Origin of the sequence: Olavius algarvensis spirochete endosymbiont (assembly GCA_900608495.1) — a bacterium.
GTDB lineage: Bacteria > Spirochaetota > Spirochaetia > DSM-2461 > DSM-2461 > UBA2779.
Genome location: UWYT01000244.1, coordinates 1 through 22,895, shown reverse-complemented (window position 1 = coordinate 22,895; position 22,895 = coordinate 1). Strand labels below are relative to the sequence as shown.

Annotated in this window: 22 protein-coding genes and 4 tRNA genes; 15 read left to right on the top strand and 11 right to left on the bottom strand. The window is 47.7% G+C overall.

Annotation, left to right across the window (positions count from 1 at the left end):
- Positions 1-179 precede the first annotated feature (179 nt).
- Complete coding sequence (locus tag S1OALGB6SA_RS07200; RefSeq protein WP_124033011.1) at positions 180-1,118, top strand: sugar ABC transporter substrate-binding protein; 939 nt, start codon at positions 180-182, stop codon at positions 1,116-1,118.
- A gap of 146 nt (positions 1,119-1,264) precedes the next feature.
- On the opposite strand, the gene S1OALGB6SA_RS07195 is transcribed toward S1OALGB6SA_RS07200, so the two are convergent.
- The 3 genes from S1OALGB6SA_RS07195 to S1OALGB6SA_RS07185 form a co-directional block, all read right to left on the bottom strand.
- Entirely contained in the window at positions 1,265-2,353 is a 1,089-nt protein-coding gene (locus tag S1OALGB6SA_RS07195) for a substrate-binding domain-containing protein (protein WP_124033010.1), read from the bottom strand.
- A gap of 112 nt (positions 2,354-2,465) precedes the next feature.
- Positions 2,466-3,731 (bottom strand): ABC transporter permease subunit, encoded by a 1,266-nt coding sequence (locus tag S1OALGB6SA_RS07190; RefSeq protein WP_124033009.1) that lies wholly within the window; start codon positions 3,729-3,731, stop codon positions 2,466-2,468.
- A complete protein-coding gene (locus tag S1OALGB6SA_RS07185; protein WP_124033008.1) occupies positions 3,728-5,233 on the bottom strand; it encodes a sugar ABC transporter ATP-binding protein in 1,506 nt (501 codons plus the stop codon). The genes S1OALGB6SA_RS07190 and S1OALGB6SA_RS07185 overlap by 4 nt, the downstream gene beginning before the upstream one ends.
- Positions 5,234-5,502: 269 nt before the next feature.
- Here S1OALGB6SA_RS07185 and S1OALGB6SA_RS07180 point away from each other — a divergent pair, with 269 nt between their 5' ends.
- The 5 genes from S1OALGB6SA_RS07180 (at position 5,503) to S1OALGB6SA_RS07160 (ending at position 10,913) form a co-directional block, all read left to right on the top strand.
- Positions 5,503-6,948, top strand: coding sequence for a sigma-54-dependent transcriptional regulator (locus S1OALGB6SA_RS07180; protein ID WP_124033007.1), 1,446 nt, complete (start codon positions 5,503-5,505; stop codon positions 6,946-6,948).
- A gap of 147 nt (positions 6,949-7,095) precedes the next feature.
- A complete protein-coding gene (locus S1OALGB6SA_RS07175; RefSeq protein ID WP_230204491.1) occupies positions 7,096-8,004 on the top strand; it encodes a glycine betaine ABC transporter substrate-binding protein in 909 nt (302 codons plus the stop codon).
- Positions 8,001-9,179 (top strand): ABC transporter permease, encoded by a 1,179-nt coding sequence (locus S1OALGB6SA_RS07170; RefSeq protein ID WP_124033006.1) that lies wholly within the window; start codon positions 8,001-8,003, stop codon positions 9,177-9,179. The genes S1OALGB6SA_RS07175 and S1OALGB6SA_RS07170 overlap by 4 nt, the downstream gene beginning before the upstream one ends.
- A 1-nt stretch (position 9,180) precedes the next feature.
- The gene (locus S1OALGB6SA_RS07165) at positions 9,181-10,155 is read left to right on the top strand and encodes an ABC transporter ATP-binding protein (RefSeq protein ID WP_124033005.1); all 975 of its coding nucleotides are present in this window, start codon (positions 9,181-9,183) and stop codon (positions 10,153-10,155) included.
- Positions 10,152-10,913 (top strand): ABC transporter permease, encoded by a 762-nt coding sequence (locus S1OALGB6SA_RS07160; protein ID WP_124033004.1) that lies wholly within the window; start codon positions 10,152-10,154, stop codon positions 10,911-10,913. The genes S1OALGB6SA_RS07165 and S1OALGB6SA_RS07160 overlap by 4 nt, the downstream gene beginning before the upstream one ends.
- Before the next feature lie 46 nt (positions 10,914-10,959).
- Here the strand turns inward: S1OALGB6SA_RS07160 and S1OALGB6SA_RS07155 are convergent, their stop codons facing one another.
- Both S1OALGB6SA_RS07155 and S1OALGB6SA_RS07150 read right to left on the bottom strand, forming a co-directional pair.
- Positions 10,960-11,991 carry an NAD(P)-dependent oxidoreductase gene (locus tag S1OALGB6SA_RS07155; RefSeq protein ID WP_124033003.1) on the bottom strand — a complete coding sequence of 344 codons (1,032 nt, stop codon included), beginning with the start codon at positions 11,989-11,991 and terminating at the stop codon, positions 10,960-10,962.
- Positions 11,981-12,463 (bottom strand): hypothetical protein, encoded by a 483-nt coding sequence (locus S1OALGB6SA_RS07150; RefSeq protein ID WP_124033002.1) that lies wholly within the window; start codon positions 12,461-12,463, stop codon positions 11,981-11,983. Before S1OALGB6SA_RS07150 ends, S1OALGB6SA_RS07155 begins: the two co-directional genes overlap by 11 nt.
- 81 nt (positions 12,464-12,544) lie before the next feature.
- Between S1OALGB6SA_RS07150 and S1OALGB6SA_RS10300 the strand changes: the two genes are divergently transcribed.
- The 4 genes from S1OALGB6SA_RS10300 (at position 12,545) to S1OALGB6SA_RS07135 (ending at position 14,378) form a co-directional block, all read left to right on the top strand.
- Positions 12,545-12,709 (top strand): hypothetical protein, encoded by a 165-nt coding sequence (locus S1OALGB6SA_RS10300; RefSeq protein WP_195910361.1) that lies wholly within the window; start codon positions 12,545-12,547, stop codon positions 12,707-12,709.
- Positions 12,700-12,773: transfer RNA gene (locus S1OALGB6SA_RS07145), tRNA-Ile, on the top strand. The genes S1OALGB6SA_RS10300 and S1OALGB6SA_RS07145 overlap by 10 nt, the downstream gene beginning before the upstream one ends.
- Positions 12,774-12,863: 90 nt before the next feature.
- Positions 12,864-13,934, top strand: a complete 1,071-nt coding sequence (locus S1OALGB6SA_RS07140; protein WP_124033001.1) for a glycosyltransferase family 10 domain-containing protein — start codon at positions 12,864-12,866, stop codon at positions 13,932-13,934.
- Positions 13,935-14,198: 264 nt separating this feature from the next.
- Complete coding sequence (locus S1OALGB6SA_RS07135) at positions 14,199-14,378, top strand: hypothetical protein (RefSeq protein ID WP_124033000.1); 180 nt, start codon at positions 14,199-14,201, stop codon at positions 14,376-14,378.
- 155 nt (positions 14,379-14,533) lie between these two features.
- Here S1OALGB6SA_RS07135 and S1OALGB6SA_RS07130 read toward each other — a convergent pair whose 3' ends face one another.
- Positions 14,534-14,887, bottom strand: a complete 354-nt coding sequence (locus tag S1OALGB6SA_RS07130) for a DUF898 family protein (RefSeq protein ID WP_124032999.1) — start codon at positions 14,885-14,887, stop codon at positions 14,534-14,536.
- 527 nt (positions 14,888-15,414) lie between these two features.
- Here S1OALGB6SA_RS07130 and S1OALGB6SA_RS07125 point away from each other — a divergent pair.
- The 3 genes from S1OALGB6SA_RS07125 (at position 15,415) to S1OALGB6SA_RS07115 (ending at position 17,890) form a co-directional block, all read left to right on the top strand.
- On the top strand, positions 15,415-16,560 hold the full coding sequence (locus tag S1OALGB6SA_RS07125; RefSeq protein ID WP_124032998.1) for a helix-turn-helix domain-containing protein: 1,146 nt from the start codon (positions 15,415-15,417) through the stop codon (positions 16,558-16,560).
- Positions 16,560-17,102 carry a DUF4411 family protein gene (locus S1OALGB6SA_RS07120; RefSeq protein WP_124032997.1) on the top strand — a complete coding sequence of 181 codons (543 nt, stop codon included), beginning with the start codon at positions 16,560-16,562 and terminating at the stop codon, positions 17,100-17,102. The genes S1OALGB6SA_RS07125 and S1OALGB6SA_RS07120 overlap by 1 nt, the downstream gene beginning before the upstream one ends.
- Before the next feature lie 71 nt (positions 17,103-17,173).
- A complete protein-coding gene (locus S1OALGB6SA_RS07115; RefSeq protein WP_124032996.1) occupies positions 17,174-17,890 on the top strand; it encodes a hypothetical protein in 717 nt (238 codons plus the stop codon).
- A 20-nt stretch (positions 17,891-17,910) separates the two neighbouring features.
- On the opposite strand, the gene S1OALGB6SA_RS07110 is transcribed toward S1OALGB6SA_RS07115, so the two are convergent.
- Positions 17,911-18,870 carry an ImmA/IrrE family metallo-endopeptidase gene (locus S1OALGB6SA_RS07110; protein ID WP_195910360.1) on the bottom strand — a complete coding sequence of 320 codons (960 nt, stop codon included), beginning with the start codon at positions 18,868-18,870 and terminating at the stop codon, positions 17,911-17,913.
- A gap of 845 nt (positions 18,871-19,715) precedes the next feature.
- On the opposite strand from S1OALGB6SA_RS07110, the gene S1OALGB6SA_RS10295 reads away from it, so the two are divergent.
- A complete protein-coding gene (locus S1OALGB6SA_RS10295; protein ID WP_195910359.1) occupies positions 19,716-19,886 on the top strand; it encodes a hypothetical protein in 171 nt (56 codons plus the stop codon).
- 125 nt (positions 19,887-20,011) lie between these two features.
- On the opposite strand, the gene S1OALGB6SA_RS07105 is transcribed toward S1OALGB6SA_RS10295, so the two are convergent.
- From S1OALGB6SA_RS07105 to S1OALGB6SA_RS07095, 4 genes are all read right to left on the bottom strand, one after another.
- Positions 20,012-20,099, bottom strand: a tRNA-Ser gene (locus S1OALGB6SA_RS07105).
- Between the two features lie 11 nt (positions 20,100-20,110).
- Positions 20,111-20,198, bottom strand: a tRNA-Ser gene (locus S1OALGB6SA_RS10290).
- Positions 20,199-20,204: 6 nt separating this feature from the next.
- A tRNA-Arg gene (locus S1OALGB6SA_RS07100) sits at positions 20,205-20,279 on the bottom strand.
- A gap of 126 nt (positions 20,280-20,405) precedes the next feature.
- Positions 20,406-21,551 carry a glycoside hydrolase family 5 protein gene (locus S1OALGB6SA_RS07095; protein WP_124032994.1) on the bottom strand — a complete coding sequence of 382 codons (1,146 nt, stop codon included), beginning with the start codon at positions 21,549-21,551 and terminating at the stop codon, positions 20,406-20,408.
- A 127-nt stretch (positions 21,552-21,678) separates the two neighbouring features.
- Between S1OALGB6SA_RS07095 and S1OALGB6SA_RS07090 the strand changes: the two genes are divergently transcribed.
- Positions 21,679-22,895 (top strand): endonuclease Q family protein (locus S1OALGB6SA_RS07090; protein ID WP_230204488.1); only part of this gene is annotated, 1,217 nt, incomplete at its 3' end.

Genomic DNA, 22,895 nt, shown 5'->3' with positions numbered 1-22,895 from the left:
TTTACAAGTCGAACTATTTGTGACTCATGCAGAGAGATGTTGAGAATAGATATCAAAAAAATGAGCCGAGACTTCCGATACTTGTGTTATGAAGTGTGTTAGTGATTCCTGCTCAGTGTATTCGATTAGATAATTAACCGTTGAGTAGTTGTGGACAATATTTCATATAAGGTGGAGAAATGAAAAAATCTATTTCGTTATTGGTCCTGTTTCTTGTTTTTGGAGCCACGGTGGAATTATGGGCCGGTGGTGCACGGGGTGTACATATTGGTGTGGCAGCCGCCGACTTTGATGACGTATGGATGTCGTTCATGCATGAAAGCATGCGTACCGAGGCAAGAAAACAAGGTGTGAAACTGACAATTGTGGATGCGAAGAACAATTTCACGATTCAACAGACCCAAATTGATACCCTTATCGCTCAAAAGGTGGATGCGATAGTTATCGTACCTGTCGACCCATATGCAATTGGGCCGCTATTGAATGCAACTGATGAGGCCGGCATCCCGCTGATTGCGGTAAATAATGCCCCGGAAGAGCCGGAATTAAGCCGCTTGGCCACTTATGTCGGTTCGGATTCCCTGTATGCTGGAACCATTCAGATGGAAAAAGTTGCTGAACTGCTTGGATGGAAAGGTGACGTAATTATTATTTGGGGAGGAATGGGCAATAGGGCCCGAAGTCTTAGGACGGAAGGTAACCACAATGTTGCAGCTCAATATCCTGGAATCGAGGTTGTCAGAGAGGGTACAGGTAATTGGCAGAGAAAAAGGGGATTTCAATTAATGGAGAACTGGATTCAATCCGGTGTCAATTTTGATGCAGTTGTTGCCAATAACGATGAAATGGCAATTGGCGCGATTATGGCTCTCGAACAAGTTGACATGCTTGACGATGTCATAGTTGCAGGTATAGGTGCCACACCCGATGCACTTGAAGCTATGGAAGAGGGTAAGCTGGATGTAACTGTTTTACAGGATGCCTATAAGCATGGTGCAGACAGTATTCAAGCCGCAATCAAAGCGGTTAACCGCGAGGAGCTTCCGAAAATTTGGGACATTCCATTTGAATTAGTAATCCCTGCCGATGTGGATAAATACAGGAAGCTCTGGGAGTAAATTTCGACAAATATCCTCCCCTGGGGAATCCAAGCGGGAGGGGAATCGAAGCCATCAATTCCTGCTGCGGACGCTGGCCACCGATTTGCCCCCCTCCTCAAGGGAGAGGAGGGGGGGAGCAAACCTTGTTATAAAGTTACCGTCTTTTAATCGTATAGGAGAGGAGCTATATCGGGATCGTCCATGTTGGCTGAAGTGTAATACTTAGCTCCTGTATCTACATCCTCAACCATTTCACCCTTTATAGACTTATTGGCAAGCTCTACGGCCTTATAGCCAATTGAGTAAGGATCTTGAGTAATCGAACCAGCAAAAAGTTCCTTGCGAACCGCATTCTTCTGACCAGCCCCAGCATCGAAACCAATAACTACAATATTGTACTTATTTGCAAGATCGGCACCATCATTGGTGGCGGCCAGAATGCCCTTAGCGGTTGACTCATTTGAACAGAACACGCCAAGAATACTGTCATCTTCCACCTTGTTAAGCATTGCGGATGCAGAAGCAGCGGCATCGGTATTAGCCGCGGAAGCCGGCACAATCATTTCGATAAAGACTTTTCCACCGGTTTTGGGGCTGTCATCGGCAACATAGGCAGGGTTTCCAATAACAGAAATATCACTTCTGGAAAGTTTGCTCTGCTCGTCGATTAGCTTTATCATCGTATCGCGGAAGCCAGTACCACGGCTCAGTAGAGACTCACCAGAAGCATCCTGGTTCAGGACAACAATTTTGACTGGTGAAGAATCTGTAGCGGCTTCAATTTCCGGTTTGATAATCTCAAACATCTTCTCCGCAGCAAGACCAGCGGCGGCATAGTTGTTGGTAGAAGCATTTGCAAGTATTGAACCTTCGGGGGCGTTTGGCACGCCGGAGTCAAAGCCAATCACAGGTATGCCCTTGTCTCTCAAATCAGACAGCTGGTCGATTACCGATGTGGTATCCAAAGCCGCCAGGGCGAGGGCCGCCGGTGCCTTGGAAATGGCATTGTTAATCATTTCAACCTGAATTTGCACATCTGATTCCGTAGGAGGTCCCTCAAATGTAACATCTACGTTGAAATCCGCAGCCGCATCCATTGCGCCACGTCTCACCTGCTGCCAGAAATCGTGTTGTTCTCCTTTTGAAACAACCGCGATATACGGTTTTTCCGCAGAGCCACTCGCACCACCATTGGCGAAAACAGCTGAAACTACGAGAGTCATAACAGAGAACACAAGAACAAGTTTTTTCATACATTCCTCCTCAAAATAATCAACATCAGGCCCACAGCCTGAATTGTTGTGCATAATAAGCTTAAAATCCCAAATAGCGCAAGGGTATAAAACACAAAAGATTTTATGTGCGTTAGGTTTCGAGTTTCGAGATCTGTTCCTGCTCTTGATAGAAAGTCTTTTCCGCCAATTTTTCCGCAGCCAGCATGCGCTTCTTCTCGGCTCGTTCTTCCTTAACCATCCGGGCGTAGGTTGCTTTCGTTTTCGCCCGAATCATTGCAATTTCCTCCCGTTTGTCTTTGGACTCGCTCCTGCTCAAGCCAGTTATTTCCGCTTTAATCTTAGCAATTTTTGCAAATTCGGCAGCGCGAAATCTATCTGCCTTGCTTAACACCCGAACTTCCGCGGCTCTCTTATTCCGATAGATATCGAGCAAAACGGCTCCAATCACAACAACCCCGGTGAAAAAGGTTTGATAATGCGCTTGGAGATCCATCGACGGCAGTCCAACCCTCAGAATGCTCATGATATAAACGCCGATAAGAGTGCCGAAAACTGAACCCACACCGCCTGAAAGCGACGTGCCGCCTATTACCGCTCCAGCAATGGCATAGAGTTCAAATCCCTGCCCCTGCGCAGGCATAACAGTGGTATATACCGCCGCAAAAGCCATACCTCCGATACCAGCAGTTATACCGCTAACGGCATAGGCCATCATTTCCCACTTCCTCACATCTACGCCAGAGAGCCGTGCGGCTTCCTTGTTGGAACCCAGCGCAAAAATATACCTGCCCATCTTCGTTTTTGTAAGAGTTAAATATGCGATTGTGGCGGTAATAATGAGTGCGATGAAACCTGTTGGAACAGTAACACCGTCCTCACCCAAAAATTTGAAAATACTCTTGAACCAACCATCGGCCTCCGATCGGGTAGGATAGGTGGCGCTTCTAACATTGGACACAATCGAGCCGATACCCTTGGAAATCATCATCGTACCCAGGGTCGCAATAAAGGGAGGCAACCTCAGCCTTGAAATCATAATGCCGTTAAAAAAACCAAAAAGCGTTGCGACAATTATAATCGTAATCAGGGTGAGCCACATGGGCCAGCCCCAGCTCTTGTATGCGGTTCCGCCAATAATCGCCGCGCACATCATAACCGTGCCACAGGAAAGATCAATCCCGCCAGTAATGATTACGAATGTGACGCCTATGGCTAAGAAGCCAATGTAGTATGAGGCATCGAGAATATTGATCAAGGAGCCATAAGCAAAAAAATTCCTTCCGAAAAAACAGAAGAAAACATACAGAATAACGAGTGCGGCTGGAGCCAGAAATTTTTGCAGCCCAAGCTCTCGCATTCTTGTACCAATACTCTTCTCAATCCCAGTTTCGTTCATATGCTCTCCCTCATAGTTGCAAATCCCATGATTTTTTCCTGGCTGGCCCCCTGGATATCGAGCTCGCCAGTAATCTTACCTTCGCACATCACTACAATGCGATCGCTCATTCTGAGCACTTCGGGAAGTTCCGAAGAAATCATAATGATCGACTTCCCCTGCTTCACCAATCTGTTCATCAGGGTATAAACTTCGCTTTTCGTACCAACGTCGATGCCTCGCGTGGGCTCATCGAAAATCAGAATATCTGCATCGTTGATAAGCCATTTCGAAATAACAACCTTCTGCTGATTTCCCCCTGAAAGATTCTTAAGCAGCTGATCGATACTTGGAGTTTTTATGTTCAGCTTTTTTGCATAGGTGCTTGTTATTTTTCTGATTCTTTTGGAATGGATGAACATTCCAGTTTCATATTTCTCATAGGAAGCCATCAGGGAATTTTCCACAACGCTAAGTTCCGTGGCCAAACCAAATCGTTTGCGATCTTCGGAAAGATAACCGATACCATGGGAAATTGCATCCATGGGGCTGTTGATTCTAACTGACCGTCCTTTAATCTTAATGATTCCGCCTTGAATTTCATCCGCGCCAAAAATAGCCCGCGCCGTTTCGGTACGCCCGGAGCCCATCAGGCCGGCAAAGCCTAGAATTTCTCCGCGTTTCAGAGTGAAGCTGACATCTTCCACCATCTTTCCAGCCATAAGGTTATTCACTTCAAGAACCACCGGCGAATCGGCTGGAATATTGCTACTTGCCTTCGGCTTTTCGTAGATAACCCGTCCTACCATCATGCTGATGATATCTTCCTTGGTAACGCTTCCAGTATCGTTCATGCCAACATATTTCCCATCTCTTAACACAGTAACCCGATCGGTAATTCTTCCGATTTCATCCATGCGGTGGGAAATATATATCATTGCCACACCCCTTGAAGCTAAATCCCTCATTATGGTGAATAACTCGTCAATTTCGGTTTCTGTCAATGCTGCGGTAGGCTCATCAAGCACCAGAACCTTCAAACTGTGTGATACCGCTTTAGCAATCTCCACCATCTGCTGTTTTCCCACCGTAAGGCGACCCAGGATTTCGGAGGGGTCGATGTTCATGTTCAGGTGCTCGAAAAGTGCCCTGGATCGGCGCACCTGCGCCTTATCGTTCAAGAACAGTCCCCCCTTGTGCATCGATTCTCGGCCAATGAACAAGTTTTGAGCCACTGTCAGGTGCTCCATCATATTGAGTTCTTGGTGGATAATGCCAACCCCGGCCCTAAGTGCCTGCTTCGGATCATGCGGGTGAAAGAGTTGACCCTCAAGAAGGATTTCTCCCGAATCCCTTTCGTATATTCCAGTTAACACCTTCATCAAGGTGGATTTTCCGGCACCGTTTTCACCGACGAGTGCATGAATCTCACCGTTCCTGAGTTCAAAATCCACACCCTTCAGCGCATGCACGCCCATGAAATGCTTATGCACATCCCGCATCGAAAGTATTATTTCACTCAAAAGACAACTCCTCGTATGACACAGAATATTGATATTTTTCCATAATTGGAAGTCTTTGGAGTCAGTTTCGACAAGTTTCTCATGTTCTGATGCTTCTCCGCCCAACCTATCCAATGCAGCTTACTTACTCTTCGCGGTAGCAGGTTCGTGATGGGTTTTTGCTCTTAAGCATCAGAACTTTCCCTGCTGTTTTTTTTGTGTTCCATTTTTTCCCTTCAAGCAAATTGTGTCATTGGCAGGTATCAGGTCGATACTGATAGGGGGTTCTGATGGCGAGTATTGAGGATCAGAAAATTCTGATTGTTGATGATGATGTTACGGCTCTTACGCTGTACGAGACAATACTGAGGGCCGCAGGTTACAAGAATATCATAATCTGTAACGATGGCGCTGAGGTGGAACTTCGGTTGCGCGACAACGATGCCTCCCTGGTGCTTCTTGATATCAATTTGCCTGGATTGAGCGGTATTGAGGTTTTGGAACAGATTACCGGAACTAAGACGAATCTCCCTGTTGTGATGATAACTGGCGATGAAGATCTTCAGACTGTGATTAACTGCATGAAGAAGGGCGCCTATGACTACATCACCAAGCCGCCAGCAAAAACACGGCTCGTTACGGCTGTGAGAAAGGCACTTGAGTGGCGTGAGTTAAATAGTGAGCTGTGGGCGATGGGCAGGCGGGTTCTGGACAGGGCGACGCTTGAGAATCCGGAAGCCTTTTCGAAACTTGTGACCAGTTCGGATTCAATGCTGGCAGTTTTTCAGTATGTCGAAGCTGTCGCCGGGACTAACAGGCCTGTTCTGATTATGGGTGAGAGTGGTACAGGGAAGGAGCTTCTGGCACGAGCGATCCACGAATCAAGCGGCAGGCAGGGAGCGATGGTTACGGTTAATGCAGCAGGTTTGGATGATGCGCTTTTTTCAGATACGCTTTTTGGACATAAAAAGGGAGCTTTTACGGACGCTCATACGGATCGATTGGGTTTAGTGGAGCGGGCGGCCGGAGGAACTCTTTTTCTGGATGAGATTGGTGACCTGGCGCCTGCTTCTCAGGTGAAGCTGCTGCGCTTGTTGCAGGAACGGGAGTATTATCAACTGGGTTCCGATGTTGCCCGTAGCACGGATGCGAGAGTGATAGCGGCAACGTGTGTGAACTTGGGGAAACGAATCGAAGATGGGCGTTTCCGGCGGGATTTATTTTTCCGGCTGATGGCACATCAGGTGACGTTGCCGCCACTGCGAGACAGGCGCGAGGATCTTATGCCGCTTACAAAGGTTCTTCTTCTGGAAGCGGCGCGAGAGTTGGGGAGGAGAATCCCTCGAATTCCAAAAGAGTTGAATTCACTTCTGAATCTATATGATTTCCCGGGGAATGTACGTGAGCTGCATTCGCTGGTTTTCGATGCTCTTAGCAGAACTAGCGGGAATGTCTTGAGTCTCGCAACTTTCAGAAAACTTGTTCATGGTAAGAATATCCCGGATGGTTCCGAGATTGATCTTGGCTACGATGGATTAGTGGAGCTTATTGGCCATTTCCCAACGATGAAGGAGTTTACGGATATTGTTATTACTGCGGCTCTTGAGAAGGCGGCCGGCAATCAGAGTTTGGCCTCACGTATGCTGGGTGTAAGCCAGTCCACCTTGAGTCGCCGGATTGCCAGAAATGATGCTTCATTTGGGGGAGAGTTGCCAGGAGATGGGAAGGGAGATTAGCGGATAGGACTTTGAGGAGGGAAGGCACTCTTTGAGCTTCTTGCTGGATAATTAAGGGTGTTAACATCTACTTGGTGAAATATATAATGCCTCATAATATTACGGAAAGCGAGGTTTGTTATGTTTAAAAGGATGATTTCAGCTGTGATGATAATTGGGCTGGTGGGTTTGCTTTCAGCATCCGGCAGGAACGAATTGGCTGAAAAGAGTGAGATTACGGTAGCGTCGAAGTTCGATACTGAAGGTGCCCTGCTGGGAAATATGATAATCCTGGTACTGGAAAATGGAGGTTTCGAAGTGGTGGACAGAACGGAACTGGGCCCCACTGATGTAGTCCGTAAGGCGCTTGAGACCGGAGAAGTGGATGTATATCCTGAATATACCGGCAATGGCAATTGGTTTTTTGCTGACAATGGTTTTGGCCGAGACTGGTACGACAGGGAGAAGGCTCTGGCGGCGGTCAGGCAGTTGGATTCCGAAGCTTTCGATATCGAATGGCTTGAACCGGCTCGGGCAAACAATACTTGGGCGATTGCTGTTAGACGCGATTTGTCGGAGAACGCAGATTTGACTACCTTGAGTGACTTTGCACGCTATGTCAATGCTGGAGGGATTGTGAAGCTTGCGGGCTCGGAGGAGTTTGTAAGCAGGCCGGATTCTTTAGCCGCTTTTCAGGATGCATATGAATTTAAGCTAACTGAAAATCAGTTACTGGTGGTTTCCGGCGGTAATACGGCGCTAACTGAAAAGGCGGCTGCGCAGGGAACTGATGGAGTGAATGCAACTATGGCGTACGGAACGGATGGGCTTCTGTCGGCACTGAATCTGGTGCTGCTGGAGGATAATCTGGGAGTTCAAGTGGTTTATGAGCCGGCGCCACGTATACGAGGTGAAGTATTGCGGGCGAAGCCTGAGTTGGCTAATCTATTGAATCCAGTTTTTATGCGACTCGATTTGCCTGTTTTGCAGTCTCTAAATGCACGAATTGCTGTTCGCGGTGTTGCCGCGCGAACGGTGGCTGAGGACTGGCTTAGGGAAGAAGGTTTTATTGATTGAGACTGATTGAGCGTGAAAGGATTGATGTTGTTCCCCTGACAGCGGTATTGCTGGCTTCTGTTTCGTTCTTTGGTCCTTTCGCCGCTCTGAAAGAAAACCGGGTTGTCGACGGACAGATAATCCGGGGCTTCGAACTTTTGGGTGGGGGACTTGGGGCAGGTGTTCTTATTCTGGGAGCATTGACTCTGGTAGTGGCTCTCTCCGGGGGGGGTGGAAAGACGCGCAACTTGGTCTATAGCTTTGCCGGTGTGGCTTGTTTGTGGATTACGGCAGTCTTGCTTGTTCGCGCCGGAGCGTTGCTGGGACAGGCTGGAGAGGCGCCTAGGGTTAGTCCGGCTATTGGCTTCTGGGGTTTGCCGGGGGCCTCCTATGTGCTTATCGATCACTCGAGGCGGCAGGCTCCAAGATGGCGCTCTTTGATGCTGACGGTTTGTGCGCTTGTACCCGTGTGCTTGATTTTTTCCGACGGCAGAGGCGCGGCGATTTCAGTTTTTCAGGAGTGGCTGGAAAGACAGGATAGATTCCTTGATGAACTAATTGTCCATGTTAGACTATTCGTTTTCGCGATTCTGGGAGCAACTGTGTTTGGGCTTCCTTTGGGTATTATCGCGTCAAAAAACAAACGCATCGAGAGACTGGTAATAGCTTTTGTGGATGTGGTCCAGACGATTCCGTCGATGGCTCTTTTTGGTTTGCTGATGGCGCCTCTTGCCGCACTCTCACGCGCTTTCCCGCTGCTGCGTTCTTTGGGTTTGCGTGGAATTGGAGCGGCGCCGGCCTTGATTGCATTGACCCTGTATGCCCTGCTTCCTATCGCGAGGAATGCGATTGTCGGCATAGCTTCCGTACCACTCCCGGCTTTGGAGGCCGGGCGAGGAATGGGGATGTCGCGGCGGCAATTATTCTGGCGAATTAAATGGCCTCTTGCATTGCCTTATATCCTCACTGGACTCAAGACCGCCTCTGTGCAGGCAGTGGGAAATGCCGCTGTGGCCGCACTGATTGGCGCCGGAGGTTTGGGGATTATGATTTTTCAAGGGCTTGGCCAGGCCGCGCCGGATTTGATTCTTCTGGGCGTTCTCCCGCTTATCCTCATGGCGGTTCTGGTGAACAGAGGCTGGGAACTTGTTATCCGAAGGGCGGTTTCGCCTGGCCTTCTAGGTGAGGTTCTGTAATATGACTTTGGAATGGCGGAATGCAAGCAAGGCTTATGGAAAGAAGAGGGCGGTTAACGATTTTTCCCTTGAAGTGCCTAAGGGGGAGCTTCTTGTCCTAGTGGGTCCGTCTGGTTGCGGTAAGACAACTAGTCTTCGCATGATTAATCGACTTGTTGATCCGAGTTCGGGAAAGATTCTTGTTGACGGCAGGGATGTTTCGGAGATTCCGGTAACTGAGCTCCGCCGTCATATTGGTTATGTGATTCAGCAAGTGGGACTTTTCCCGCATATGAACGTTGCTGAAAATATCGGGGCTGTGCCACGCCTGCTCAAATGGAACAAGGTTAAAATCCAGGCCAGGGTGCGGGAGTTGTTGGACTTGGTTGGTTTACCTGCGGACGATTACTCAGAGGCCTGGCCGGCGCATCTTTCCGGAGGGGAAGCACAGCGTGTTGGAGTGGCACGGGCTCTCGCGGCAGATCCGCCTATCCTGCTGATGGATGAACCCTTTGGGGCCGTGGATCCGCTGACGCGCGAGGTGTTGCAGAGGGAATTCCTGCGTATTCGATCGACGCTTAAAAAAACTGTGGTGTTTGTCACTCACGATTTGGATGAGGCTATTCGACTGGGTGATTGCATTGCCGTGATGAATGGAGGCCGCCTGGTTGCTGCGGCCGCACCTGGGGAATTATTATTGAATGCCAATCCATTTATTCGAGATTTCACGGGTGAAGACAGGGCGTTGCGACGTCTGGCGCGACTCAGTGTTGGAGACACTATTGGCCAGACTACTCCGATTGCGCCTGGTGGCTATGGTGATTCCGGAACGCCGACTGGTTTGATTCGAACAGATGCTACTCTTAAGGAGGCGCTGTCTTTGATGCTTGAGGCGGGTGAATCTTCACTGAATGCGGTGTCACCAAGTGGGCGGCATATGGGTAAACTGACGATGGAGAATCTTCTGGAAAACGCCGCGGGGATTGGTGTCTCGTGAGGCGTTGGATTGGATTGTTTGTTTATCTTGTGGTTCTGGTGGCCTTTTTTATTCCGAGCATTCTTGAGCCTGTTTTGCAGTTTTTTTTCCCTGGTGCGAATGAGTGGATCTTCCCAAGGGAGTCTCTAATCAAGCTGACAACTGAGCACTTGCTGCTCTCCCTGCTTGCTGGAGCCGTAGCTGCCGTTATTGGAATGGGTCTCGGTATCGCCGCTACCAGGCGGGCCGGAAGACCATTTCTAACACTGATTCGAGATGTTTCCTCTCTTGCCCAGACGATGCCTCCAGCGGCAGTTTTGGCGCTGGCCATACCCTTTCTTGGCTTTGGCTTCAAACCAGTACTCCTGGCGCTTGTCTGTTACAGCACCCTGCCTGTTCTAAACAATACACTTGCCGCGATAGAAAACCTGCCCAGGCCGGTACTGGAAGCCGCTCGTGGGATAGGTATGAGCCGCCTGCAGGTATTACTGCAAATTGAGTTGCCTCTTGCCCTCCCTGTTATTGGTACGGGCATTCGCATCTGTGTGGTAATCAATGTGGGAACCGCTACTATTGGTGCACTCGCCGGGGCCGGCGGACTTGGTTCAGTGATTGTTGCCGGTTTGACACGCAATAATCCGGCATGGGTGTTCCAAGGAGCAATCGCCTCCGCTTCGCTGGCGTTGATGCTGAACTCACTGCTTCTGGCAGCTGAACATGGGCTTCAGCCGGCAATCTTGCGTAATCATATCGATGGTAATAGCGCCCTAAGCGCTTAAGCTCCCCCTCCTTCTCATTATTCAGTTTTTGAGACACTATAACTGCCTAACCCGGGTTTAACCGTCGGTGATCGCTTTTCAGTACCTCAGGATTTATTACCGACAGTGGCAATTTCCCATCGCGCACAGCGCACACATCTGCCACTATCTGCCGCCGCAGCTTCCAGAGTGCATCTTCACTGTACCAACCCATATGCGGTGTGATGATTACGTTCGGAACTGAGAACAGAGGATGTCCTTGGGGAAGCGGCTCCGGATTGGTTACATCCAATCCGGCGCCTGAGAGCTGTCCCCGCAGGAGGGCTTCATACAGGGCTTCGGTGTCTACGATGCTCCCTCGTGAAACATTTATAAGAATCGCCCCTCGTTTCATTTTGCCAATCAAAGCTGAGTTGAAAAGTCCGATCGTATCCGGGTTGGCTGGTATATGGATGCTGACAATATCGGAAGCTTCAAGCAGCTCTTCGCGACCGACAAATACTCCGCCGGCTTCCTTTATAGCTGTTTTACTGGCACTCGGATCGTGTACCAAAACCCGCAAAGCCAATGGGGAAAAGAGTTTGCATGCGAAGGTGCCAGTTCTGCCAAAACCGATTATGCCAGCAGTTCTTGAGCCGAGTGTCCAATATGGCGTAACTTTCTCATAGTTCCATCCTCGAGTGCTCCCTTCGCGGGCTACAGTTTGTTGAATGGGCAATTTCAGCGTTAATGAGAGTGCAAGCGCAAGCGCCTGCTCCGCAACTTCCCGACTCCAGAATCCAGGCTCGTTAGCGCAAACAATCCCTGCCTCCGTGGCGGCTTCTATATCGAGATTATCGTATCCATCTCCGTGCCTGAGTATCAATCGGCAACTCGATAGTTCTGCCACCACTTCCCTGCCAATTTGCGCCTGGTCCACCACCAATACATCAGCATCTCGTGTTGCCGCCACTAGTTGCGCGCTTTTCGCGGTTTTCAACTGATTGGTTCTGTAGATGATGTTTGCTGCCTCATATTCCCTGCGTTCCCATTCCAAATCTGACTCAACAAAGTCCGTGGTAACGCATACAAAGGGTTGACTTCTCACTCTACAATCCATAGCTATCTTCTAAACCAGCGATTTCAAATATATTTTGAGGAATAGGATTGAAGATTCCGGATTCGGCGATTATTGCCTTCGAAATCCAGTCTAAGTCTCCCTTCCCAGCATAGCCGTGAACCACCAGGAATTTCGCAAAGGCTATGTAGCTTAGCTGCCATTTCTTCCGAATAACCTCGTCCATATCTGATTTATCGGCACGAAACAAAATGCTGAAATTGCCAGTGTTCGAAATGGTACCTATCAAAGATTCAGCACAGGGTACACCGACATCGTAGTGATGCAGTCGTTCATTCTCTGAAATTGCCGGTACTATCCCGATATGGAGAATCTCGTCCGCTACGCAGCTTTTAAACAGATAGCCACCGGTCAATTGCAGTTTAATCGGATCACTGGTTGAGTGGATAAATTTTTCAATCTCCGCGGGCGTTGGACGTGAACCATTTAGCATGACGGATAAACAAAAACCCATGGCTTCACTAGTAAATCACAAATAACCCTAAAGACATAGTCAGGTGATTTTTCATTTGCAGTCCGCAAATAAGTTAATCCTGTGAAGCACGACTTGGAACATCTGATGAGCTGCGAAAATCCAAACTTCGTCTTTGGCATCATGGCCGACAAATGGCTTTCTTATCATCTAATTGACGATATTCTATTCTCTTACTACGATTATCCTGCCATGGGTTCCCAGACCCTGGCGTGTTCGGGCCTATAGCTCAGTTGGTTAGAGCATTCGACTCATAATCGAACGGTCCTAGGTTCAAGTCCTAGTGGGCCCAAAACGGGGAGCGGTTTTGCCTCACCGGGTTGATTGCGTTGCTGTGCTCAAGCAATGACAATTCCTATATGAAAATCGGAGTTTTGTTGAAATGAGAGTTATCAATATCTCTTCAGTGCATCCTATCCCATGGGTTCGTCAGTTCCCTGATGATATCTTAGAATGGGATGGGTGGCGCTTTATCATCAACGCAGAGGATGAAGATTATGATTACCTCGTTGCATGCGACGACCTCCACGCGCCCATCAAGCTGAGATGTGCTCCAGAGAAGACTATACATGCGGGGGGTGAACCACCATCGGTTCGTAGGTATCAGCAGGGTTTTCTTAAACAATTCGCATGGATAATAACGCAAGATACCCGCCTAAGACATCCCGGCCGCATCCTATATCAACCAGGACTATCGTGGTTTATCGGCTGGCAACTAGGTTCCACCAACCCTGGTAACACACTGAATTATTATGCACTGGAAGCTCTGTTCGACGTTCCCAAGACAAAGCTCATTTCTGTAATCGCATCGGACAAAGCATTTACTCGCACTCATGCGAAACGTCTTGAATTTGCAAAAAAACTCAAGGCACACTATGGCAGGAAAATAGACTTCTATGGGCGTGGCTTCGTGCCGATGGACGATAAATTGAAAGCTTTGAAAGAATACCGCTTCAGTGTTGTTTTGGAGAACGCAAATTGCAACCACTATTTTTCAGAAAAATTTACCGACTGTGTCATCGCGGGCACTTATCCAATTTACTTTGGCTGCCCCAACTTGGAACAGTATTTCCCTCAAAATTCTTTTGCCCGAATTGATATCAATAAATTCACTTCATCCGTCAAAACCATTGATAATGCTATCAAGCAAGAATTCGACAAAAAATATAGGCAAACTCTTCGAGTGGCTCGCAATCTCGCCATGCGAAAACACAACCTTTTCCCGATGCTGATCGACATCATCAAAAACATTGAAGCCGGGAAATATGGCGACACTAAGCTGCCGAGAACCTTCGGTGAAGAACTGTTGCCATTTGGCCATCAGAAGTTTCAGGCAATGTTTGGCCCCAAATATGTGCACCCCGTTAGAAAATTTTTAAGACAACTTGCAGACAATCATGTCTTTTTCAATTTTCTTCGCAGAATTTATCGCCAAGTAAAGCGTGGGCGATGATGAAAGAACTCATCTCCTATCCGTGGATGGTTTAATCGCGGAAACGATTGCATCTATTCTGGATTGCTGTGCTTGTTGGTTTCGAAGAAGCGTACCCTGCCACTTGATGCTGCGCAGTTACCACCTGAAAATTATACTCCCAAGTGACACCATCACGAATCCCCGTATCCCTGCCACTTGGGATAGTTCTCAACAGAGGCCAACCCGCTCCTCGCTCGAGATGGACATATGTTCATACTCGGCATTCAAATTTGGAGGTTTGATATGGCAGACAAAAACGAAGATCGTAGCACCTGGGCGTCCGGCGGTGGTTTGATGATTGGAATCGGCGTTGGATTCTTCTTTATCTCAACATCGATTTTCTTTTTCATCGGCAGCATCTTGGCCGGTTTGGGCGTCGGGCTCATTCTGACATCCTTTCTTTCGAACTCCCGGAATCACTGACGCGTTCTCGGCTGCTTCATGGGAGGGGGCCCGCCGGAGCGGCTTCCGGCGATACCTCAAGACAACAGAAGCCTGGCGGTGGAGATTGCGGAAGTTTAAGCCCGGATTCGATTATGGCTCGACACGGTAAGCCAATAAAATCCTGGAATCGGAGTCTACTCCGCTTGGAACGTCGTGTTTTTCACTTTCCATTTTTTAAGAGATATGAAAACCCAAAAGGAGTAGATTCCTAGTGTAATGATTATGAGAAGCAACCATTTAATCCAAAGTAGGAAGAGGCCAATAGCCTTGCCGTTAAACTTGAGACGTCTACCTCCTACAACGGTGTGATTGATTTCCCAGCCATACATCATACAAACAGCCCACGGATAACAGATTCCCAGTGTAAGGATAGTTAACAGAAATCCGAGAATCGTCCAGCCGATATAAGACAGAAGCCCTCCATCGAAATACGATTTCCCGCCAATCTCTCCCACGACGCTTACATTGACATTCACCCGATCAGACATACTCCACCCCCCTATCATGATGAGTTTGCATTTGCCTATATTACTATCTTCAATTTCTTTCGCAAGATAAGGGCGTAAAGTGAAGTGTGATGAGATGGTGAGAACTCTCCTATCCGTGGATGGTTTAATCGCGGAAACGATTGCACCTATTCTGGATTGCTGTGCTTGTTGGTTTCGAAGAAGCGTACCCTACCACTTGATGCTGCGCAGTTACCACCTGAAAATTATACAGTGACGCCATCACGAATCCCTGTATCCCCAGCTGCTTCGGATAGTTCTCAACAGAGGCAACCCGCCCCGCGCTCATTTTTTGAGAAATTGAAATAAGCACCATATTAACACCATAATCTCCCCCTCACTTCGGTACCCTGGGCGCGCCTCCTTTAAGGTCCCAAGGGGAGCCCCGGTACGACACTACTAAGATGACTAACTGTCGGTATCCAGTCAAGTTTTAATCGGAACATATTCGGAATAAATCCTAAGAATTTTGCTTAAAAAATATGGCAGAAATACTATACTGAGGCGATATGATCCGAGTGAATGTCGAGCCGGACCTGCTGCGCTGGGCACGCGAGCGGGCCAATCGCACAGTAGAAGAGCTTGGCAAGAAATTCCCGAAACTCGAGCTATGGGAACGGGGCGAGGCTCGACCGACATTCAAGCAGCTTGAGGCATTTGCTAAGGCGATGTACGTTCCGATCGGCTACTTGTTCCTGTCCAAGCCCCCGGAAGAACAGTTGCCTATTCCCGACTTGCGGACCATCGCCAATCAGAAAGCCAAAGAGCCGAGCCTTGATTTGCTCGACACGATCTATCTCTGCCAGCAGCGCCAGAAGTGGTATCACAGCTTCATTCGGACGATCGGCGAGCCGGAACACGCATTCGTGCGCTCAGCGAAACTGACGGACGACGTCAAAATGGTGGCCGAGAAAATGCGGCATGCCCTTTGCTTCGATGTGAAAGAACGCGCTCAATTGCAAACCTGGACCGAAGCTCTTCGGCGATTCATCGACCAGGCTGATGCGCTCGGCGTTCTGGTTATGGTGAACGGTGTTGTTGGGACGAACAACCGTCGCAAGCTTAACCCAGAGGAATTCCGGGGTTTCGCACTCTGCGACGACTTGACGCCTCTCGTGTTTATCAACGGAGCAGATACGAAGGCAGCACAAATGTTCACCCTCGCCCACGAACTGGCGCACCTCTGGCTGGGTGAATCTTCGCTTTCGGACGTTAAATTTGACGCAGCGTCTTCGTATCCGGTGGAGACTTGGTGTAACCGGGTCGCCGCGGAGTTGCTGCTCCCACTGGACCAGTTGCGTGCAAAGTTACAGCCGTCTACCGACATCCATAAGGAGTTGGGCCGGCTGGCACAGCTCTTCAAGGTAAGCACGTTAGTGGTGCTCCGCCGGATCAATGATATCGGTGCGTTCACCCCCAAAGAATTCCAGAAGGCCTACAAAGGTGAGCTGGAGCTATTAAGAAGAATGCCCAAGAGTAAAGGCGGCAACTTCTACCTTACTCTGGCAGCCCGCGTCGGAAAACGCTTTGCGCGTGCGCTCGTAATCAGCACGTTCGAGGGGCAAACTTCCTTCACCGAGGCGTTCCGCCTTCTGGGGGTGAAGAGTGCAAAAACGCTTCGTCGTTTCGGCACTGAGCTGGAAATCGGAGTATAATGAGCTACCTGCTTGACACCGACGTGTTCATCAGAGCCAAGAATTCCCACTACGGCATGGACTTCTGCCCCGCCTTCTGGGATTGGCTCGTAAAAGAACACGAAAACAAAATGGTCTTCAGTGTGGAAAAGGTCTATGATGAGTTAAAAAGCGGCAATGATGAACTGTCGAAATGGGCCGAGGCGCGAGGATCCGACTTCTTTCTGAGTCCGGACGACACAGTATCATCGGATATAATAGAGGAAGCTATGAAGAAGGTAAGCAAGTGGGCTGAAAATCAGAACTACGAGCGTTATGCGGTAGACTCTTTCCTAAAAAAGGCCGATTACTACCTCGTGGCCCAGGCGCTAGCTGGCCACCACACGGTGGTGACGAATGAAATCGAGAGCGATTCGAAAGGTAAAATCAAAATTCCCAATGCTTGCAAAGGGATAGATATCAGGTGCATGGAACCGCACAATATGCTCCGAGAAGCGCGGGCACGATTCGTTCTTAAGAAGAAGCCACCTGATGCTCGACCAACATACAGAGTTTGCATTTGAAACCACCATCAAAGACGCTGTTTGACGACCTTTACCGCGCGCTCAACTCGAAACATGAGGGGTGTTTGTCGATGATGAAAGATAGCGAAGTACGAAAATTCTCATCTGAAGTCTTAAAACCTGCAAGAGGTGTTGTTGAGGACATCGCGGAGCTTGGACTGGATGCCATAATTGGTATTCTAGCTGATGGCTCATTACTTGCTGATATTCCAGTGGTGAAGTGGTTTGTCGCTGTAGGGAAGCTTGTAAGCAATTTTCAAGCTGCTTTTTTTGTGCGGAAATATTCAGCTTTTATCCGAACGATGAATAACAAGATATCCGACGATCAAATCGACGCCTTACTTGATAATCTTAATCGCGACCCTCGCATTCTGCGTAAGATTATAGAAAATATCTTGATCGACATTGATCGATACCAGACTGAACAGAAGGCAGAAATGCTGAGTGTAGTCTTTTTGGAGTCCTTCGCCAAAAAGAAGAGATTTACCCAGGATGAGTATAATAAGATTCGATTCAGTATAGATCTAATGCATCCATTCGACGGTTTATCTTGTTTAGCCAGCTACTATCAGAACAGGAATAAAATGAAGTCAACTGAGGATGGTGAAGAGCGAAAGCGTTTAGATATGGAGAGGGTTGAGTTTGACTTTTCTCCACTTGCGATGACTGGATTCCTCAAACTCCCAGCCGGGGGAATGTACCTTGGTTCATCAGGAGGAGCATCTATCTCAGACCTTGGAACAAAATTTTATGAGATACTTGAAGACTCCTTTGTTTTTCAAGATTAAGTCCACCACTGAATACTAGTTCATTGATACAACTTACTGATAATCTTATTGAAGATTGGTATCTTGGCACTCATCAGTTCAGATGCTCTACCAAGACTTATTTTACCTTCGATGAAAGCTTCGGCTGTGAGGTTAGTATATTTCCTTCCATTCCACCTCATGACTCTTTTGTAGTAGTATTCTCCTGCCGGGATATTTCCTAGTTTTTTGCGATCTTCATCAAGATTGTGTATGGATTTATCTCGGACAAGATTGTAATCGTTCCATGAAATGAAACCGAGGGTTACCAGCCTACGAGCAATGGATTCTTCGCTTGTATGAGTCTTCTTCTGGATCAGACTTATTCCTTTTTCAATTTCTTCATCGCTTCTGAACTTCATTGAATGGGATGCGATCCATTCCTCAATTATCTTTCTAGGCATCAAAGCCGCTGCAGATACTTGATTGCAGAATCGTTCATAGCGCACAGAGTCCGAATGATCATCTTCATTGAGATCGCAAAGATTGCTGGATCTCAGCATTAGATGTGCAAGTTCATGGCCAAGAGTAAAAAGCTGGCCTCGTGGATGCTCCTGGCTGTTGATGAGAATCCATGGATATTCATCCTCATAGGAGCTCACACCGCGAATCTCCTTATAGGAAGGATTCAGGCCTGTATGGGTATGGGTACGAAAAACTAAGATACTTCTCGCTTCTACTCTGTCAATCCAGTATCCAAGTACATCAGAGTCTTCCTTAAAGGAACGAATGCTATCAAAGTCAATTTCCAGAAATCGCGATAGTTCTTTACCAACTTGGTTCACATCCGCGTCTATGGTTGTTGCAGGAATATTGCAAAATGTTACCTTATCAAGAATCTCAGCCAGTTCAAGCGCTCTTTTTCGACGATTCTCACATAGACGAAACTCCGTAATCAATGCTGAGCTCAGCGGAGACTCATCAACCATTGATTTTGAACGGGAATCACGGATCTTCTTCATGTCTGATGGCGGACTACTGCGAAAGAAAATGGCACTGGGTCTATGGTAAAAATGTGCCAGATCAAGAAGTTGGTTCATTGTGGGTTTCTTTGAACCATCTTCCCACATTGAGACCTTACGGAATCTTTTCTTGGATGAAACCTCTTCCTGTGAAAGGCCTTGAGCTTTTCGAGCCCATGTGAGCATCTCTGGATTTACATTCGCTATAGTCAACAATTTATGCAACCTTTCTTACGTGTAGCTTCACTGTATGATGAACAATGTTTCAAAAAGTTATCCCATGACATATACTTATAATTTGAAACATATCACATTTCATATGAGACTTTGTATGACTTACAGTTGACATCTATGTAATAGTACGTTGTTATCAGGTGTTTACTAAAGGAGTGCCCGTGATCACATTTAACGGGAAAGATATATCGTTCCAAACGTCTACATAGTAAAATTTTAGAATCCTGACTCTAACCGGAAAATTGGCGAAGTCATCGCCACACGATCAACGGGAATTCCAGTTTCAGGAAAGAAATGCCGAAACTTCTGATTCCTTATCTCAAGTCCCCTATTTCAAGTCCCCTATTTCAAGTCCCCTATCACAAGTCCCCTATCACAAGTCCCTTATCTCAAGTCCCTTATCTCAAGTCTTTCTGGACCGATAACAGTCAAAATCCGGCTTATCCCTCTCTTTTAGGCAAACTCGAATAGGGAGCGATCCGGGACTTTGAGGCCGATATGGCTAGTTTCCGAGGCAATACGCAAAGTAGAGGCCGATTCTCTTCCGCGCTCAAGATGGACATATTTTCATTCCATTGCTACACTCCAGTATTCAAATTTGGAGGTTTGATATGACAGACAACGACAAAAAGAAGGTTAGTGGCTTGGTGATCGGCGGAGGTTTGCTGATCGGGATCGGTGTCGGATTCCTCTTTCTCCCCGACTCGCCTTTCGTGTTCGTCGGCAGCAGCATGATCGGTTTGGGCGGCGGGCTCTGTCTATCGTTCCTTTGGAGCCACTGACATTTCTGGTACATCATGCAATGCGTGAAGTAGAGGCCAGCTCCCCCGTTTGCTGATGGCTCATGCCGGACTTGAAGGGCTGGGCGATGATACACAGGCCCCCAATATTTACACGGGGGGAGATACGGAGCGGGAGGGATTCGAACCCTCGGTATCCGGTTAGGATACATACGCTTTCCAAGCGCACACCTTCGGCCTCTCGGTCACCACTCCATTTAATCCATCGGAGAGACAGGGATTCGAACCCTGGGTGCCGGAATCCGGCACAACGGATTTCGAGTCCGCCCGATTCAACCGCTCTCGCATCTCTCCATGAAGTATGCCCTAGAGGACTCGAACCTCTGACCTTTAGGTCCGCAACCTAACGCTCTATCCAACCTGAGCTAAGGGCACAGTTACAACTAGATTCGCAATCATCAACCTTTCCAGCACCAAGGATATCAACTTGAACGCCTCATCTCCCAGCGTTTTGAAATGATATTCAAATTCAAATAGCCAAGCAAGATGTACTCTCTGCAACTACGGTTTTTTCATTGAATCAAGGATTGCTTTGAAGCTCGGGGTGTCGGGATTTCTATCAACAACCGGTTTATCCCCCCTTTCCAAAGCTTGCCAGTAGCTCCAGGGCATTCTTCCATCTCCCAGCTCATAATCCATTCCGTCCCAGGTATCTTCACGAAAGGCGTAGAACGCATAATGCCATCCATTCTCGTTAAAGAACTCTGTCAAATCTTCAAAATAGCCAGGCAGTCCCTTGCTCATTCTGTGACCGCCAAATTCTCCAACTAAAATGCGATTGTTTGATATCCTGTTTGCCTTTTGGAAGGCAAGCACGTCGCTCATATAGTTTTTTAACGCTGTGTAATCCCAGTAAATTTCGTTAACAAGCCCTGGATACTGAAATTTGCCATCGTTGAGTTTCCTGTTTGTATAGGCATATGGTTCATACATGTGAAATGAGTAGAGCACCTTCTTATCCTTATGCTTTTTAAGTTGCTGAAAAGCCCCGGGGTCTGCATAAGCGGAGCTGTCCAGAATGATGGGTATATTCTTATCAGCTTCACGAATTGAACCAATAACTAAATCATAAAAATCAAAGAGCATGCTCTGAACTTCTGTCTTATTCAAATTTCCCTGCGAGTACAATTTTTCGGGATGGGGCTCATTCAGAATATTGAAACCGACAACGGCCGGGTGACTGGATATTTCCCTTGATAAATCCTGCCAAAACATTGCAGCCTGATTCTGAAATTTCTTATCTCTCCATATACGTAAATCATCTTTCCCGTTATTGTTCTGCCTCCACCTCGAACCCGGGAGACTGAGTACCGTGACAAGCACCGGCATCTTCTCCTCGTGAAACATATCCAGAATGCCTTTCAATTTTCTCAAATCTTTGGGAACCAGGCCCTGATAATTATCAGCGTCTCCTATCAAAAAATCTCGGGCCTCGCTTATAAATTTATCTGGGGCCAGTCTGATAAAGGCAATACCGTATTCCTTCGCGATTCTTATATCATCTCCGGATATTTCCTCATTGAAAATATTGGCGCCTCTTTGCTGCTTATCCCAAAACTGCATTTTGTCTTTTTCTGCGGCCGAGGAGGGTGCAAGCACTGCCATTAACAGACATGGCACTATCAGGAGTCTAAAATCCATTCTCATCTTGTTTCACAGTGTTATACAAAACGCGACAAGCAGCAAGCTCCCCAGGATGTGTCGTCTGTATCATGATTGTATGCTGTTAGAAACACCATTGTTGCTGTCAGCCACAAACAATAACCTAAGATTTATGTGTTTTTACGCGGATGTCCATGTTCATTCGAAGTACTCTCGTGCAAGCAGCAAAAACGCGGATATCGAGCATCTTGCCTTATGGGCACGCAAGAAAGGAATTACTGTCATCGGTACGGGTGATTTCACCCATCCGGCCTGGTTAGCGGAAATTGAGGAGAAGTTAATTCCGGCAGAAGATGCCGGGCTGTTCCGCTTGAAACCTGAATTTCAAAAAAGAGTTGATGCCATATCCCCCAGGGCATGCCTGGACCACCCTGTACGTTTCATGCTGGAAGTTGAGATTTCGACTATTTACAAAAAATGGAACAAGGTTCGCAAGATACACCATCTTGTCTTTGTACCGGATTTGCGGACAGTCAACAGGTTAGTGAAACGTCTATCAAAATTTGGGAAAATTTCTTCGAATGGACGCCCTGTTTTAGGATTGGATTCACGCAATCTGTTGGAAATATCCCTGGATACAGGACCACACACCTATCTCATCCCCTCACATATCTGGACACCGTGGTTTGCCGCGTTGGGTTCCAAATCTGGCTTTGATTCCATTGATGATTGCTATGGAGACTTGGCACAATGTGTTTTCGCCGTGGAAACCGGTTTGTCTTCTACTCCTCCTATGAATTGGCATCTATCATCACTTGATCGTTTTCGCCTTGTGTCGAACTCTGATGCCCATTCACCAGGGAAAATCGCACGAGAAGCTACAGTTTATGATACGGAAATCAATTACTTCGCAATTTTGCACGCATTAAAAACTGGTGAAGGATTTGCCGGCACGATTGAGTTTTATCCCGAAGAAGGCAAATATCATTTGGATGGTCACCGCAATTGCAACATTTGCCTTACTCCAAAGGAAACCAGGGCCCATAATGGGCTTTGCCCGATTTGTGGCAAAGCGCTTACCATAGGGGTTTCCCACAGAATTGACTCGCTGGCCGACCGTACCGAGGAAGAGATACTGCAAAATCCACCCCCAAACGCGAAGCCTATGCGATGCCTGGCGCCACTGCCGGAAATTCTGGCAGAGCTTAAAGGAGTTGGAATGAACAGTAAAACTGTCTCGCAGAGCTACAATTATTTGCTCGGAAAGCTTGGTTCCGAACTGCACATTTTGGAGCATGCAGCGCTGAATGATATCGAAAAAGCCGAATCCTCACTCCTGGCCGAAGCCATTTCGCGCCTGCGTCAAGGGAAAGTGAGCTGTCAGCCTGG